This window comes from Streptomyces sp. NPDC059740 (assembly GCF_042733155.1).
Taxonomy (GTDB): domain Bacteria; phylum Actinomycetota; class Actinomycetes; order Streptomycetales; family Streptomycetaceae; genus Streptomyces.
Window position 1 is genome coordinate 310,835 of the sequence record NZ_JBHWGP010000001.1, and the last position, 14,253, is coordinate 325,087.

12 protein-coding genes and 1 tRNA gene are annotated in these 14,253 nt (G+C 74.5%); 7 read left to right on the forward strand and 6 right to left on the reverse strand.

The window, feature by feature from the left end; all coding sequences use genetic code 11:
• Window positions 1–14: 14 nt before the first annotated feature.
• The 4 genes from ACFV3R_RS01045 to ACFV3R_RS01060 all read left to right on the forward strand — a co-directional run bounded on the left by ACFV3R_RS01045 (window position 15) and on the right by ACFV3R_RS01060 (window position 3,875).
• Window positions 15–99, forward strand: a tRNA-Ser gene (locus ACFV3R_RS01045).
• A 211-nt stretch (window positions 100–310) separates the two neighbouring features.
• Complete coding sequence (locus tag ACFV3R_RS01050) at window positions 311–835, forward strand: PadR family transcriptional regulator (protein WP_385573205.1); 525 nt, start codon at window positions 311–313, stop codon at window positions 833–835.
• A complete protein-coding gene (locus ACFV3R_RS01055; RefSeq protein ID WP_385573207.1) occupies window positions 832–1,542 on the forward strand; it encodes an ABC transporter ATP-binding protein in 711 nt (236 codons plus the stop codon). Before ACFV3R_RS01050 ends, ACFV3R_RS01055 begins: the two co-directional genes overlap by 4 nt.
• Entirely contained in the window at window positions 1,539–3,875 is a 2,337-nt protein-coding gene (locus tag ACFV3R_RS01060) for an FtsX-like permease family protein (protein WP_385573209.1), read from the forward strand. Before ACFV3R_RS01055 ends, ACFV3R_RS01060 begins: the two co-directional genes overlap by 4 nt.
• A gap of 201 nt (window positions 3,876–4,076) precedes the next feature.
• On the opposite strand, the gene ACFV3R_RS01065 is transcribed toward ACFV3R_RS01060, so the two are convergent.
• Window positions 4,077–5,405: an MFS transporter gene (locus ACFV3R_RS01065; RefSeq protein WP_385573211.1), complete on the reverse strand. Its 1,329-nt coding sequence runs from the start codon at window positions 5,403–5,405 to the stop codon at window positions 4,077–4,079.
• Between the two features lie 139 nt (window positions 5,406–5,544).
• Here ACFV3R_RS01065 and ACFV3R_RS01070 point away from each other — a divergent pair, with 139 nt between their 5' ends.
• Entirely contained in the window at window positions 5,545–6,594 is a 1,050-nt protein-coding gene (locus ACFV3R_RS01070; protein WP_385573213.1) for a LysR family transcriptional regulator, read from the forward strand.
• A 117-nt stretch (window positions 6,595–6,711) separates the two neighbouring features.
• Entirely contained in the window at window positions 6,712–7,134 is a 423-nt protein-coding gene (locus ACFV3R_RS01075) for a YciI family protein (protein WP_385573215.1), read from the forward strand.
• A gap of 421 nt (window positions 7,135–7,555) precedes the next feature.
• Here the strand turns inward: ACFV3R_RS01075 and ACFV3R_RS01080 are convergent, their stop codons facing one another.
• From ACFV3R_RS01080 to ACFV3R_RS01100, 5 genes are all read right to left on the reverse strand, one after another.
• Window positions 7,556–8,341 carry an Fpg/Nei family DNA glycosylase gene (locus ACFV3R_RS01080; RefSeq protein WP_385573216.1) on the reverse strand — a complete coding sequence of 262 codons (786 nt, stop codon included), beginning with the start codon at window positions 8,339–8,341 and terminating at the stop codon, window positions 7,556–7,558.
• 146 nt (window positions 8,342–8,487) lie between these two features.
• Window positions 8,488–9,069: a TMEM165/GDT1 family protein gene (locus ACFV3R_RS01085; RefSeq protein ID WP_385573218.1), complete on the reverse strand. Its 582-nt coding sequence runs from the start codon at window positions 9,067–9,069 to the stop codon at window positions 8,488–8,490.
• 336 nt (window positions 9,070–9,405) lie between these two features.
• Entirely contained in the window at window positions 9,406–10,767 is a 1,362-nt protein-coding gene (locus tag ACFV3R_RS01090) for a DUF1254 domain-containing protein (protein WP_385573221.1), read from the reverse strand.
• A gap of 278 nt (window positions 10,768–11,045) precedes the next feature.
• A complete protein-coding gene (locus tag ACFV3R_RS01095; RefSeq protein WP_385573224.1) occupies window positions 11,046–11,465 on the reverse strand; it encodes a DUF1992 domain-containing protein in 420 nt (139 codons plus the stop codon).
• Window positions 11,466–11,622: 157 nt separating this feature from the next.
• Entirely contained in the window at window positions 11,623–13,125 is a 1,503-nt protein-coding gene (locus tag ACFV3R_RS01100) for a SulP family inorganic anion transporter (protein ID WP_385573226.1), read from the reverse strand.
• A gap of 439 nt (window positions 13,126–13,564) precedes the next feature.
• On the opposite strand from ACFV3R_RS01100, the gene ACFV3R_RS01105 reads away from it, so the two are divergent.
• Window positions 13,565–14,200, forward strand: a complete 636-nt coding sequence (locus tag ACFV3R_RS01105) for an HhH-GPD-type base excision DNA repair protein (protein ID WP_385573228.1) — start codon at window positions 13,565–13,567, stop codon at window positions 14,198–14,200.
• The last annotated feature ends 53 nt before the right edge of the window (window positions 14,201–14,253 follow it).

The following is a 14,253-nucleotide window of genomic DNA, read 5'->3' on the forward strand; positions in this document are numbered from 1 at the left end:
GTAGGGTCTCCGGCGGAGGATTCGCCTAGTGGCCTAGGGCGCACGCTTGGAAAGCGTGTTGGGGGCAACCCCTCACGAGTTCGAATCTCGTATCCTCCGCCCAGCCTCACCGGGCTGACCGAAGGGCCCCACCGTTCGCGGTGGGGCCCTTCGACTTGCCCGATGCGCCCTTCCGGCCACCACCCCACGCTCGGCAGACCCGTACCCACACCCACACCCACACCCGCCCCAGGCTCGCGCCACCCGGCGGCCATCATCTCTGCACCGCGTCTATACACGCGATGTATAGACGCGGTGTAGTGTCCCCTCCATGTCCATCAGTCACACGCTGCTCGGCCTCCTGGAGACCGGGCCCCGCCACGGGTACGACCTGAAGCGGACCTTCGACGAGAGGTTCGGCCACGACCGGCCCCTGCACTACGGGCAGGTCTACTCGACGATGTCCCGGCTGCTGAAGAACGGCCTCGTGGAGGTCGAGGGGATCGAGTCCGGGGAGGGGCCGGAACGCAAGCGGTACGCGATCACCGACGCCGGCGTCACCGACGTACAGGGGTGGCTGGAGACTCCGGAGAAGCCGGAGCCGTACCTCCAGAGCACGCTCTACACCAAGCTGGTGCTGGCCCTGCTCACCGGCCGCGACGCCGCCGCCCTGCTGGACACCCAGCGCGCGGAGCACCTGCGGCTGATGCGAGAGCTGACCCGCCGCAAGGCCGGTGGCGACCTCGCCGACCAGCTCATCTGCGACCACGCCCTCTTCCACCTGGAGGCCGATCTGCGCTGGCTGGAGACGGCCGCAGCCCGGCTCGACAAGCTCGCCACGGAGGTCCGCTCATGACCACCCCGCACACCGTCCCGGCGACCGGACCCCTGCTGTACGCGGAGGGCCTGCACAAGACCTACGGCTCCAACGCGGCGCTCCGGGGTGCCGACTTCCACATCGACGCGGGCGAGGTCGTCGCGGTGATGGGGCCCTCCGGCTCCGGCAAGTCGACGCTGCTGCACTGCATGGCCGGCATCCTGCCGCCGGACTCGGGCCGGGTGGTGTACCAGGGCCGCGAGGTCTCGTCCTGCTCCGACGCGGAACGCAGTGCGCTGCGCCGGACCGACTTCGGCTTCGTCTTCCAGTTCGGCCAGCTGGTGCCGGAGCTGACGTGCCAGGAGAACGCCGCGCTGCCGATGCGGCTCGCCGGCGTCCCCCGCAAGGAGGCGGAGGCCCGGGCCCGGCAGTGGCTGGAGCGGCTGGAGGTGGACCACGTGCGCCGCCGACGGCCCGGCGAGATCTCCGGCGGCCAGGGGCAGCGCGTCGCCGTAGCCCGTGCGCTGGCCGCCTCGCCGCAGGTCATCTTCGCGGACGAGCCGACCGGTGCCCTGGACACGCTCAACGGGGAGCGCGTGATGCAGCTGCTGACCGAGGCCGCCCGGGAGGCGCAGGCGGCCGTGGTGCTGGTCACGCACGAGCCCAGGGTCGCCGCCTACTCCGACCGCGAGGTCGTCGTCCGCGACGGCACTGCCCGGGAGACCACCCTGGCCGGTGCGGTGTGAGGGGACAGGGGGGAGAGCCCGGGCGGTCCGGGGCGCTGCGGCGCTGGGGCCGTGACCTGCTGATGGGCTGCCGGTTCGCCTTCTCGGGGCGGCAGGGCCAGGTGCGCACGCTGCTCACCGCGGTGGGCGTCGGCCTCGGGGTGGCGATGCTGCTGTTGGCGGCCTCAGTCCCCCACATGCTCAGCGAGCGGCAGGCCCGCACTGACGCGAGCGGTGGGCTGCTGTCGGCCGACGAGCCGGATCCCACCGCTCACTCGATCCTGGTGGCCGACGCCGGCACCAGCTACCACGGCAAGAGCATCGAGGGGACGTCCCTCAAGGCCGAGGGCAGCCACCCCGTCGTCCCGCCCGGGGTCGACCGGTTCCCGAAGCCGGGCCAGATGGTGGTCTCCCCCGCGCTGCGGGTCCTGCTGGACTCCGGCGAGGGCGCGGAGCTGCGGAAGCGGTTCCACTCCCGGGTCGTCGGCACCATCGGGCCTCAGGGGCTGTCCGGTCCCAAGGACCTCAGCCTGTACATCGGCTCGGACCAGCTGACGCCCCACACGCTGAACGTGCACCGCATGGCCGCGTTCGGCGGCACCCAGGAGCGGGCCCCGGTGAGTCCGATGCTGATCCTGCTGGGCGCGGTGGCCTGCGTGGTGCTGCTCATGCCGGTCGCCGTCTTCATCGGCACGGCGGCCCGGTTCGGGGGCGAGCGGCGCGACCAGCGTCTGGCCGCACTCCGCCTGGTGGGCGCCGACGGTCCCATGGTGCGGCGGGTGGCAGCCGGCGAGTCGCTGGGGGGCGCGCTGCTCGGCCTGGTGATCGGCAGCGTCCTCTTCGTCCTGGCCAGGCAACTGGTGGGGCAGTTCGAGCTGTTCGGCATCAGTGCCTTCCCTTCCGACGTGGTACCGCAGGCGGCCCTGGGGCTCCTGGTGGTGGTGGGAATTCCCGCGGTCGCGGTGGCCGTCTCGGTCTTCGCGCTGCGCAAGGTCGCGATCGAACCGCTGGGCGTCCTGCGGGAGGCCGCCGGCAGGCGGCGCAGGGTGGTGTGGCGGCTGCTGCCGCCGGCCCTGGGTCTGGCGCTGCTGCTGCCGTTGGCCGGTTCGCTGGGCGGCGGCGGGAGCGTCAACGAGTACCAGGTCGTCGCCGCCGTGGTGTTGCTGCTGAGCGGTGTGGCGCTGCTGCTGCCGTGGCTGGTGGAACGGTTGGTCGGCATGGTGCACGGGGGCGCCGTCTCCTGGCAGCTCGCCGTGCGCCGCCTCCAGCTCAGCAGCGGAACGGCCAGCCGTTCGGTCAGCGGCATCACCGTCGCGGTGGCCGGCGCCATCGCCCTGCAGATGCTGCTGGCCGCCATCGGTGCCCAGCAGACGCAGTCGACGGTTCTGACCCGTGCCCAGGAGCGCCAGGTGTCGGTCTCCGCCGCCCTCGCCTCGCCCACCACGGCCGACCACCTGACCCGGGCGCTGACGGCCACCCCCGGTGTGGCCGCCGCCCGGGGCTACGTGGAGGCGTTCCCGGACGTGAAGGGGGGCGAGGACACGGCCAGGGTCGTCGTGGCGAGCTGCGGCACGCTGCGGCAACTCGCCGATATCGGCTCCTGCCGGGACGGCCAGGTCTTCCGCTCCACCGCCCCCTCGTCCACGGGCTCCGAGGCCCCGCCGAGCCCCGGTGCGCAGCTGCTGGTTGCCGGCGCGCACGGCGAGGGGCAGGCGACCTGGCGGGTGCCCACCGGGACGGCGACGGTGCGGGCCGCCAGGGAGTTCTGGGGCGACGGCTACGAGGAGGCGATCCTGGCCACACCGGCGGCGCTGGCGGCGGACCGGCTGGAGGCCGGCTACACGGCCTTCATCCAACTCCGGCACAACGACTCCGGGACGCTGGAGCGGGTACGCACCGCGATCTACCGCGACGCCCCCGCCGCAAGCGTCCTGCAGATGCAGGAGACCAAGGTCTCTGACCAGTTCGCCGGGGTCCGGAAGGCGATCTTCGCGGCCGCGGTCGGTGTCCTCCTGCTCATCGGGGCCAGCATGGTCGTCACCCAGGCCGAGCAGCTCCGGGAGCGCAGGCGTCAACTGGCGGTGCTGGTGGCCTTCGGCACCCGGCGCGCGACGCTGGGCGCCTCGGTGCTGTGGCAGGCGGCGGTGCCCGTGGTGCTGGGCCTTGTCCTGGCCTCGGTCTTCGGCATGGGCCTGGGGTGGGCGCTGCTGCGGCTGCTCGACGAGGGCGTGACCGACTGGTTCGCCTTCTGGCCGATGACCGCGGTCGGCGCCGTCCTGATCGCCCTCGTCACGCTGACGAGCCTGCCGCTGCTGTGGCGGCTGATGCGGGCGGAAGGGCTCCAGTCGGAGTGACCGCCCCTCCGGGCGTGACCCGGAGGACGGGCCGGCCGGCGACGCCCGGAGCGGACGGCGCACCGGTCGGCGACCCCGCCCCCCGGCTGACGCCCGGTGCCCCGCGATCCCGCCCCGGCTGACGCCAGGTGCCCCGCGCCCCGAGACGCTCGGGGCGCGGGGCACCTGGCGCGTGGTGGGTCCCCGGGGTCAGCGCACCGCTCAGGCGCCTGCTTCGGTCGGCCGTTCGCTCTCCGCCGGGCCGGCCGGGGCGGTCTGCCGTGCCGGGTCCGGCGGCAGGGGCGGCGACGCCTTTCCGGCGGTCGCCTTCTCGGGCCGGACCGCGGCGGGGCGCAGCTTGCGCAGGGTCACCGCGCTGAGCAGGGCGACGGCCAGCAGGCCGGCGCAGTAGACGGTCACGCCGCCCCAGGCGTCGCCGGAGTAGGCGATGCCGCCGGCCGAGCCACCGACGGCGCTGCCGATGTAGTAGCAGAACAGGTAGACGGCCGCGCCCTGGGCCCCCAGTGCCGTGGACCTTCCGCCGACCCAGCCGCTGGCCACGGCGTGGGCGGCGAAGAAGCCGACCGTGAAGACCACCAGACCCGGGATGACCGCGCCGAGGCTCGGCACCAGCATCAGCACCAGGCCCGCCAGCGCGATGACGAGGGCGGGCAGCAGCACCCGCGGCCTGCCGAAGCGGTCCACGAGCCGGCCGGCGGTGGCCGAGGAGAAGGAGCCGGCCAGGTAGGCCGTGAAGAGCAGGCCCGCCGTCGCCTGGGAGAGGCCGAACGGCGGGGCGATGAGGCGGAAGCCCAGGTAGTTGTAGACGGTGACGAAGGCCGCCATCGCCACGAAGCCGATGAGGTACAGCCGCAGCAGCCCGCTGTCGGGGACGGCCCTGCCGATGCCGGCGACGAGCGCCCGGGGGTTGGGGTCGCGGCGGGTGAACCGCACCGAGGTGGGAACGGTGAGGCGGAAGACGACGGCGAAAACCGCGGCGAGCAGGCCCACACCGGCCAGCGCCCAGCGCCAGCTGCCGGTGACCTCCAGCAGGCCGTCGGCTATCAGCCGGCCGACCATGCCGCCGATGCCGTTGCCCGCGACGTACAGGCCCATGGCCTGGCCCAGGGATTCGCGGTGCACCTCCTCGGAGAGGTAGGACATCGCCGTGGCCTGGAGGCCGGCCAGGGAGAGTCCCTGGAGGACGCGGATGACCAGCAGGACACCGAAGTCCGGCGCGAAGGCCGCCGCGATGCCGAGTACCGCCGCGGCGAAGAGCGAGACGGTCATCATGCCCGTCCTGCTCCAGGCGTCGGAGAGCGTGGTCAGCGGGACCACGCCGATGGCCATGGCGGCGGTGGAGACGGAGACCGTCAGCGAGGAGGTCGCCGGCGAGAGGTGGAGGTCGGAGGAGAAGGCGGGGAGCAGCGCCTGGACGCAGTAGAGCGTCATGAAAGTGGTCAGCCCGGCGGCGAAGAGCGCTCCGGTGGCCCGGCGGAACCCTGCGGTGCCCCGCGCGTGCGCGGGGGGCGTTATGGCGCTGTCGTTCACGCCGATCACGGTAGGGCGGTCCCAGTGATGCGTCCAATGCATGGATAGCGGGGTTCTGTTCCGGATATGGAATAGCGTGGCGGTGACGGGCGGGTCGGTCCCCGTCGCGGTGCGGACGGGCGACACGAGGCGGTGCGAGGTGACACCTCAGCGGACCGGTACGGGCAGCCAGGCCCCTGACGGCCCTGGGACCGGGAGCCGGGGGGCGCTGCCGCTGCCGCTCGCGCCGCTGCTCGGTCTCTGCCCCGACCTGGTCCGGTTCGCGGCGGTGGCGAGGCGGGAGCACCTCTCGGAGGCTGCCGCGGAACTCGGTGTTCCGCAGTCGACGGTCAGCAGGAGCGTGGCCCGGCTGGAGGAGGCGGTGGGGGTACGGCTCTTCCACCGCGAGGGGCGCGGTCTGCGGCTGACGCGTCAGGGGCAGGCCTTTCTGGCGCGGGCCCAGCGCGGCCTGGAGGAGATCGCCACCGGCTGCCGGGAGGTGCGGGAGTCGGCGGACGCCCCGGGAGAGGTCGCCCTCGGCTTCCTGCCCGCGCTCGGCACGGCGCCGGTGCCGCTGCTGGTGAGCTGGTTCCGTGCCCGGCGCCCCGGCGTCCGCTTCCGCTTCGTGCAGGACAACGCGGGCGGGCTGCTGGACCGGCTGCGCGAGGGTGTGGTGGACCTGTGCCTGACCTCGCCGCTGACCCCGGCCCCCGACCTCACCCACCTGCCGGTGGCCCGGGAGCCGCTGCGCCTGGTGGTGCCCGTCGGCCACCGGCTGGCCGCACGGCGACGGGTCGGGCTGCCGGAGGCCGCGGGCGAGGACTTCGTGATGGCCACCTCGGGGTACGGGCTGCGGCGGCTGGTGACGGAGCTGTGCACCACCGCCGGCTTCACCCCCAGGGTCGCCTTCGAGGGGGCCGAGATCGCCACGATCCGCGGGTTCGTGGCGGCCGGCCTGGGGGTCGCCGTCCTCCCGCCCTCGCCGGTGGCCCTGCCCGGCCTGGTCGACCTGCCGCTCGACGAACCGGCCGCCTTCCGCACGGTGGGCCTGGCCAGGGTCACCGCACGGCCCCTCGCGCCGGCCGTCGCCGACTTCGTCGACCTGGTCACCGAGCGGGCCCAGGAGTGCTTCGGCGCCGGGCCCGGGGGGCCCACCGGACCGCCGGCCGCGCAGCACCCCGCCGGCGAGCCGCCTCGTCCCCCCGCCTGAGTGGATTGCGGCCCGTGCCTGCCGCCCGGTCCGCGCGGCTGACAGCGTCCGGCGGCCGTCCCGGCGTCTCCTGGAACGGCCGTCCGCCGGGGGCGGCGCAACCTTCGAGGAGTGGCCGTGCGGTTCCTGATGATGGTGCAAGCCTCCCAGGCGGACTACGACGCGATGAACGGCAGGGAGTCCGTCCACTCGCCGTCCTGGAGCCCGGAGGAGGTCCGGGCCATGGTGGCGCACATGAGCAGGCTGAACCAGGAGTTGGCGGACTCGGGGGAACTGGTCGACGCCGGTGGGCTGGCGGAGCCGTCCCAGGCCCGGGTCGTCACCTCGGCGCCCGGCTCCGACCAGATCGTGGTCACCGACGACCCCTACGACGTGACCCAGCAGCTCATCGCCGGCTACTGGGTGCTGGACTGCGCCGACCTGGACCGGGTCACGGAGATCGCCTCGCAGGTGACCCGGTCGCCGGCCCCCGCGGGCGTCCCCCAGTCGTTCGTGGTGATCCGGCCCTTCGGTGATGCTCCGGACCCGGACCGCAGGTGAGCCGAACCCGCGAGGGGAGGCGCTCCCCCACCGGGCTGCCGGGAGGGGCCCTCCTACGAGGAACCGGCCGGCCACGGAAGGGGTGAGGCCGACCGGCCTGGTGGGGCGCGTGCCCCGCGGTCCCCGACGGGTTGCGGTGCCCCGGCGGGTCCCGCCCTCTACCCGCAGTCTGCGCCTGTCCTGCGGGAGAAGCGAGTCAGGACCCGGTCCTCCTCAGACCCACCCGGCCGACCAGGGCAGCCGCCGCCGTTCACCTGAGGGAACGCACACCCGGAGACCTCGCAGGCGTGAGCGAGGCGAGCCCTGCCGGTGACACCTCGAAGAGCACAGGCGTGGTGCAGGCGCACGGACGCGGTCCACGCGCGCGGGCCGGCCCAGGCGCTCGGGCGCAGTGCGGGTGTGCGGGCAGCGCGGCGGGGGCTCAGTCGTCCGCCGGCTGGCAGTGCGGGCACCAGACCGTTCCGCGGCCGGCGACGCGTCCCCGGCTCAGCTCGGTGCCGCACCGCGGGCAGGTCTCCCCTTCCCCGTCGCGGTGGCCGGTGAGCCAGGACGGCCGGGGCGGCACGCGCCCGGCCCGGACCGCCTCGCGCAGGGTGCGCCGCATCGCGCGGTGGAGGCGGTCGCGGTCCTCCCGCGAGAGGTGGTCCGTCGCGCGGGCGGGATGGAGGCGGGCGCGCCACAGGATCTCGTCGGCCAGGAGGTTGCCGAGGCCGGCGAGGGCCGACTGGTCGGTGAGGACGGCCTTGATACGGGCGCGGCGCCCCGTGAGCGCCGCCTCGAACCCCTTCCGGCCGACCGTCAGCGCGTCGGGCCCCTCCTCGGCCACCGTCCGGTCGGCCGTCGCGGGGTCGGCGAGCCAGAGGCCCTTGAGTTTGCGCTGGTCGCGGTAGCGCAGTTCCACCTCGTCCGCGAAGGTGAGAACCACCCGGTCGTGCCGGGCGAGGGGCTCACCGGGCTCGGGGCACAGCAGGCTCCCCGTCATCCCGAAGTGGAAGAGCACCGTCGGGCCGTCGGTGGGGGCGAACAGCCACTTGCCGTGCCGGTAGGGGGCCGCCAGCCGGCGCCCCGCCAGCTCCCTGCGCAGCCGAGGAGCGTCGACGCCGTTGAGGACCCCGCTGTCGCGGACGTCCACCCGCCGCACCAGCCGGCCCTGCGCGCAGTCGGCCAGCACCTCGCGGAACGCCTCCACGTCGGGCAGCTCGGGCATGACCTCACCACCGATCAATCCCTCACGGCGATCGGACCGTCCCCGGCGATCGGCCCTCGTCCTCAGCGTACGAGCGGGTGCGGGGCGTCGCTCGGTGGGCGGGGCGGGCGCAGGCCCGCTCGCCGCCCGGTCCGGCCCCGGATGCCCTACCCGGTGAAGGCCTCCACCAGCGACCACACCGCCAGGCCCGCCATGCAGACCCCGCCGACCCGCTTGACGATCCGCAGCGGGACGCGCTGGGCGATGAAGCGTCCGGCGAGGAGCGCGAGGGCGGAGACCGACATCAGCGCGGCCACCGAGCCGATCGCGGTGGACAGGGTGCCGTTGGTGGCGGCCAGGTTGGCGGTGGTGATCTGGGTGAGGTCGCCCCACTCGCTGAGGAAGACGGCCATGAACGCCGTGGTGTAGACCGGCCAGAAACCGGTCCGGGTCGCGGTCTCGCCCTCCTCCTCGTCCTCGTCGGAGCCGCGCAGCAGCATCACCGCGCCGAAGGCGAAGAGTGCCGCGGAGACCAGCTTGACGATCCAGCCGGGCAGCAGGCTCAGCAGGCCGCCCGCGCCGACGGCGATGGCGACGTGGACGACGAAGGCCGTGGACGTCCCGAACCAGACGTAGAGCGGACGCATCCGGGTGCCCATGGCCAGCGACGCGAACATCGTCTTGTCGGGGAGTTCGGCGAGGAAGATCAGCCCGAAGGCGGTGAGGACCGCCAGGGGGTCGAGGTGCATTGCCAGGTCTTTCTCTGCGGGCGCCGGGCCGGGGCGGACCACGCACGCCGGAGGCGGGAGGGGACGCTCGGCCCGGCACGACGGGGCGGCCCGGGCAGGGTGCCCGGGCTCTGTCATGCCGTAGCCGAAGGTCTCGTCCGTCGCGGCGCATCCGCTGCGACCCGGGGGCCGGGCCACGTGCGGGCTGCTGCCCGCAGGTGTCCAGTGTGTCGACCCGCCGGTGTTCCGGGACTACTCCCCTTCGCTGCGCCCCAGCGTAGACGAGAGCAGCGGCACGGCGGAACGAGACGTCCGTGCCCAGCCCTCCCCGCCCCCTCGCCGTCCCCCGGTCGCTGCCTACCTGCGCCGCAGGGGCGGCAGCCGGTACCCGCCCTCCAGCACCGCCTCCTGCGGGCAGTACAGCCGCAGGGTGAGCCGGAACCCGCCGCCGGGCGCCGGAAGCCAGTTGGCCGCCTCCGACTCGTCCGCGGGGCGTTCACGCTGGACCACGACCGTCAGCGAACCGTCCTCCCCGCGGACCAGCCCCGGCGTGCGGTCACCGACCGAGTACCGTCCGGCCGGGTTTCCGACCAGCTGCATCTCAGGCGTCTCGTACATCGACAGGGACCAGAAGGCGTCCACGGGCAACGGCTCGGGGAGGCGCAGCAGGTAGGAGTGGGCACCGTCGAGCTGTTCGCCGGCCGCGTCGGTGGACGTGGTGGCGGCGGTCACCTCGTACCCGTGGCTGCCCCACAGGGCGGTGCGGGCGGCCACCGCGCGCGCCAGGTGGGCGGACCGGCGGTCGGTCATCTTCCACCGGGGCGAGTCGATGGTGCCGATCCCCAGGTGGTCGATGTTGTAGTCGAACTGGTGCGGTTGGGCGTGCCAGTCGCCGCCCGCCGGCTCGCGCACCGGGCGTGCCGCCTCCTCGATGCGCTCACGCGCGGCCTCCCGTCCCTCGACGAGGGTCCGCACGAACGTCGAGTCGGCGGTCCCGTACGGGGAGCGGCCCTCCTCCAGCAGCCCGAGCGGCGCGAACCGCTGCTGGTAGTCCCGCTCGGCGGCGGCCGGGGGGAAGTCGGCGAGCCACACCCGCAGCCGTTCGAAGAAGACCAGCTCGTCGCGGACGACGGCGTCCGGAGGCGGCAGGCCGTCGCCCCCGGCCGAGGCCCGCGGCGGGGTCAGCGTGAGCTGTTCCTGCAGGCCGCGGACGCGCGGCAGGTCGTCCGGGCCGTCGCAGGCGAACCGGCCGACGACCGAGACGATCGAGGTGGGGGCCCGGACCACGTCCCGGACGGTGTGCGGTGTCTCGCCCTCCCAGCCGGGCGGCACGATCAGCCAGTCGCTCGCCGTCGTCCCCGTGGCCCGGCTGCCGAGGTAGGCGAAGTTGTTCATCCACGCGTCCACGAACTGCAGCACGTGGTAAGCGCCGGCGGTGTCGGGAACGTGCAGGTAGACCGGGCCGGCCGAGAGATCCACCTGTGCCACGGAGTTGAGGGTGTCGTTGTTGACCGACACCGCGCGCTCACCCGGTTCGGCCAGCCGGGCGGCGTGTGCGAACTCGTTGAAGGGGCGGGCCGGCAGCAGCCCGACGCCGCGCCGCAGGCAGTTCTCGACCATCCCCAGGTTGAGGACCAGGGAGTAGCCGTAGACGTACGCCTCGGCGGCGAGCTCACGCAGCGCCTCACGCTCCGGACGTTCGGGCCTCTGCACGGACATGCGTTTCCTTCGGCGAGCCGTCCTGCGACCCCGCCCCCGGCCGCCGTCCCCCGCAACCGGGTGGGGCGGCCCGGCCGGCCGCTCCGCAGCGGGTGCGGTGCGGGCCCGGTCGCGGACGGTGCACGGGCGGATACGGTCCTGGCCTGGTGCCCCCGGCCGCCGGGGGCTGTCTCCAGCGTGGCACCGCCCACCGGCCCCCGCATCCGCGCCGGGAGCGAGCGGCTCCCGGCACGCCGGCTGCCGGGACGCCCTCGCCGGCGGTCAGCCGCCCGGTGGCCTCACGGAGCGGGCGGCTCCGACGCGTCGTGGCGCCGGCGCCACTCGGCCAGGACCTCCTCGGTGTCCAGCGGGACGAGCACCACGGGCGGACCGGACAGCGGCTGCCGGACGGCCTCCCGGATCCGCTCGTTGACATGCCCGAGGATGCGGCGGGCCTCGGCCTCGGTGCGGGCGCCCAGCGCGGCCTCCCGTGCCTCCTGCGCCTCCTTGCGCAGGGCCAGCGAGGGCGGCAGGAAGGAGAGGTTCTCCCGTTCCATCTTCCGCCGCACCCACCACATCTCGTCGTACGGTTCCCCCGCGCCGGGCAGCGGCTTGCCGAAGCCCGGCAGGTTCTCGAACTCGCCGCGCTCGGCGGCCTCCCGGATCTGCCGGTCGGCCCAGGTCTCGAAGTCGACACCGGGCGGCTTGCGGTCGGTCATGGGTCGGCCTCCTCACGGGTGGGCGGGCTGCGGGTCGCGCGCCCGCAGTGGAGCGGACGCCGCGCCGGGCCCGCCGCCAGTGTCCCGCGCGGGCCCCGCCCCTGTCAGCGTCCGGCGCGGCGGGGGACGGTGCGGCGCAAGGACGGCGCGGCGGGAGTCAGTGCCCGGCGCCCAGCTGCCCCGCGAGACGGCCGTGCAGTGCGGCGCTGGACGCGTCGAGGCCGGTGAACTCGACGCGTTTGCCCAGCTCGGCGTACCTGGCCTCCAGTGCGTCGAGCGCGGCGACCGAGGAGGCGTCCCAGACGCGGGTGCCCGAGAGGTCGACGACCACCTCCTGCGGATCGCCCCGCAGGTCGAAGCGCTGGGTGAGGTCGCCGACCGAGCCGAAGAACAGCTCGCCGGTCACCGCGTAGACGACGCGGCCCCCTTCCGGGTCGAGGACGCCCGAGACGTGGACGTGGTCGGAGACGCGCCGGGCGAAGACGGCCATGGCGCACAGCGTGCCGACGACGACGCCGACGGCGAGGTTGCCGGTGGCCACCACGCAGGCGACGGTGACGGCCATGACGGCCGTCTCGCCCACCGGCATGCGCCGCAGCGTCGTCGGGCGGATCGAGTGCCAGTCGAAGGTGGCGACGCAGACCAGCACCATCACGGCCACCAGCGCGGCCATCGGGATGTCGGAGACCAGCGGGCCCAGGACGACGCACAGCACCATCAGGAAGGTCCCGGCGAGGAAGGTCGACAGCCGGGTCCGGGCGCCGGAACTGCGCACATTGATCATGGTCTGGCCGATCATGGCGCAGCCGCCCATGCCGCCGAAGAGACCGGTGACGATGTTGGCGATGCCCTGGCCCACGCACTCACGCGTCTTGTTCGACGGGCTGTCGGTGATCTCGTCGACCAGCTTCGCCGTCATCATCGACTCCATCAGGCCCACCAGCGCGAAGGCCAGGGCGTAGGGCGCCAGGGTGGTCAGCGTGTGGAGGGTGAACGGCACGTCGGGCAGGCCGGGGACGGGCAGGGACGAGGGCAGCGAGCCCTTGTCGCCGACGGTCGGCACCGAGATGCCGGCGCCGAGCGTGACCGCCGTGAGGACGACGATGGTCACCAGGGGCGCCGGGACGGCCTTCGTGATCCGGGGGGAGAGGACCATCAGCACCAGCCCGCCGGCGAACAGCGGGTAGACCGGCCACGGCACGTGCAGCAGGTTCGGCACCTGGGCCAGGAAGATGGTGATCGCCAGCGCGTTGACGAAGCCCACCATGACGCTGCGCGGCACGAACCGCATCAGCTTCGCCACACCGAGCGCCCCCAGCACGATCTGGCACAGGCCGCCCAGGATGACGGTGGCGACCAGGGCGCCGAAGCCGTACTCGCGGTTGACCGGGCCGATGACGAGCGCCACGGCACCGGTGGCCGCGGAGATCATGGCCGGGCGTCCGCCGACGACCGAGATCACCACGGCCATGGTGAAGGAGGCGAACAGGCCGACGCTGGGGCTGACGCCGCTGATCACCGAGAAGGAGATGGCCTCCGGGATGAGCGCCAGGCCGACCACCAGCCCTCCGAGCACCTCGGTGCGCAGCACCTTCGCGGAGGCCAGGCAGGCGGGGCGGGCGAAGCGGCGTCGGCCGGCCGCGGGGGCGTGAGAGGACAAGGCAACCGTTCTCGCGTCGGGCGCGGAGCGGTCATCCGGCCTCGTCGCCGTCCGCACGCGCGTCGTCAGGGCCCGGTACCCGCACGGCGACGGTGCCGCAGGCGGGGCGGGAACGGTCGACCTTGGGTGCGGGCCCCGCGACAGACGGCGCGGCGGGACCAGGAAGTACCTCCTCAGCCTACCCGGACGCCGTTCCGCAGCCTTCCTGACGTGCGGCCCGAGGCCGGCCACCGGGCGGGGCGGCCCCGCGGACCCGGCGGCGGGGCAGGGCCCGCGGACCCGGCGGACGGGCAGGGCCCGCGGACCCGGCGGACGGGCAGGGCCCGCGGACCCGGCGGACGGGCGGACTCGGGGCCCGGCGGAGCGGCCCGTGGCGGGTGCGGCGCGGCCCTGGCGGGGCGAGGTGCGGGCCGTGGGCGCCGCGGGAACCATGGAGGCCATGAACCACACCCTCCGTATCGCCCAGCAGCCCGAGGCCGACGCGCTGCTCGGTCGCAGTCCGCTCGCCCTGCTGGTGGGGATGCTGCTCGACCAGCAGGTGCCGATGGAGTGGGCCTTCACCGGACCCCACACCCTCGCCTCCCGCATGGGCCGCGACGACCTCGACGCCCACGAGATCGCCGCCGCGGACCCGGAGGACTTCGCCGAGCTGCTCTCCCGCAAACCGGCGGTCCACCGCTACCCGGGCTCGATGGCGGGCCGGGTCCAGCAGCTGTGCCGGTACCTCGTCGAGCACTACGACGGTGACGCCCAGGCGGTGTGGCGGGGCGTCGGCGACGGCGCGGAGCTGCTGCGCCGGTTGACGGCGCTGCCCGGCTACGGGACGCAGAAGGCGCAGATCCTGCTCGCCCTGCTGGGCAAGCAGCTCGACGTCCGCCCCTCGGGCTGGCGGGAGGCGGCCGGCGTGTACGGGGAGGACGGGGCTATGCGGTCCGCGGCCGACATCACCGGGCCGGAGACCCTGGAGGAGGTGCGGGCGCACAAGCAGGAGCTCAAGCGCGCCGCGAAGGCCGCCAGGACGGCGGGGACCGCGAAGCCGGGCGGGGCGCCGGGCGGGGGCGCCGGCGGGCGGTGAGCCCTCCGCCGCCCCGCCACCTGACCCGTCCGCCCGCCGGGGCCGTCCGGCTT

Excerpts from the sequence above, each read along its gene's own strand:
- ACFV3R_RS01050 (WP_385573205.1), top strand. The coding sequence starts at position 311 with ATGTCCATCAGTCACACGCTGCTCGGCCTCCTGGAGACCGGGCCCCGC.
- ACFV3R_RS01085 (WP_385573218.1), bottom strand. The coding sequence starts at position 9,069 with ATGCACCTCGACCCCCTGGCGGTCCTCACCGCCTTCGGGCTGATCTTC.
- ACFV3R_RS01095 (WP_385573224.1), bottom strand. The coding sequence starts at position 11,465 with ATGACCGACCGCAAGCCGCCCGGTGTCGACTTCGAGACCTGGGCCGAC.
- ACFV3R_RS01105 (WP_385573228.1), top strand. The coding sequence starts at position 13,565 with ATGAACCACACCCTCCGTATCGCCCAGCAGCCCGAGGCCGACGCGCTG.
- ACFV3R_RS01080 (WP_385573216.1), bottom strand. The coding sequence starts at position 8,341 with ATGCCCGAGCTGCCCGACGTGGAGGCGTTCCGCGAGGTGCTGGCCGAC.
- ACFV3R_RS01055 (WP_385573207.1), top strand. The coding sequence starts at position 832 with ATGACCACCCCGCACACCGTCCCGGCGACCGGACCCCTGCTGTACGCG.
- ACFV3R_RS01090 (WP_385573221.1), bottom strand. The coding sequence starts at position 10,767 with ATGTCCGTGCAGAGGCCCGAACGTCCGGAGCGTGAGGCGCTGCGTGAG.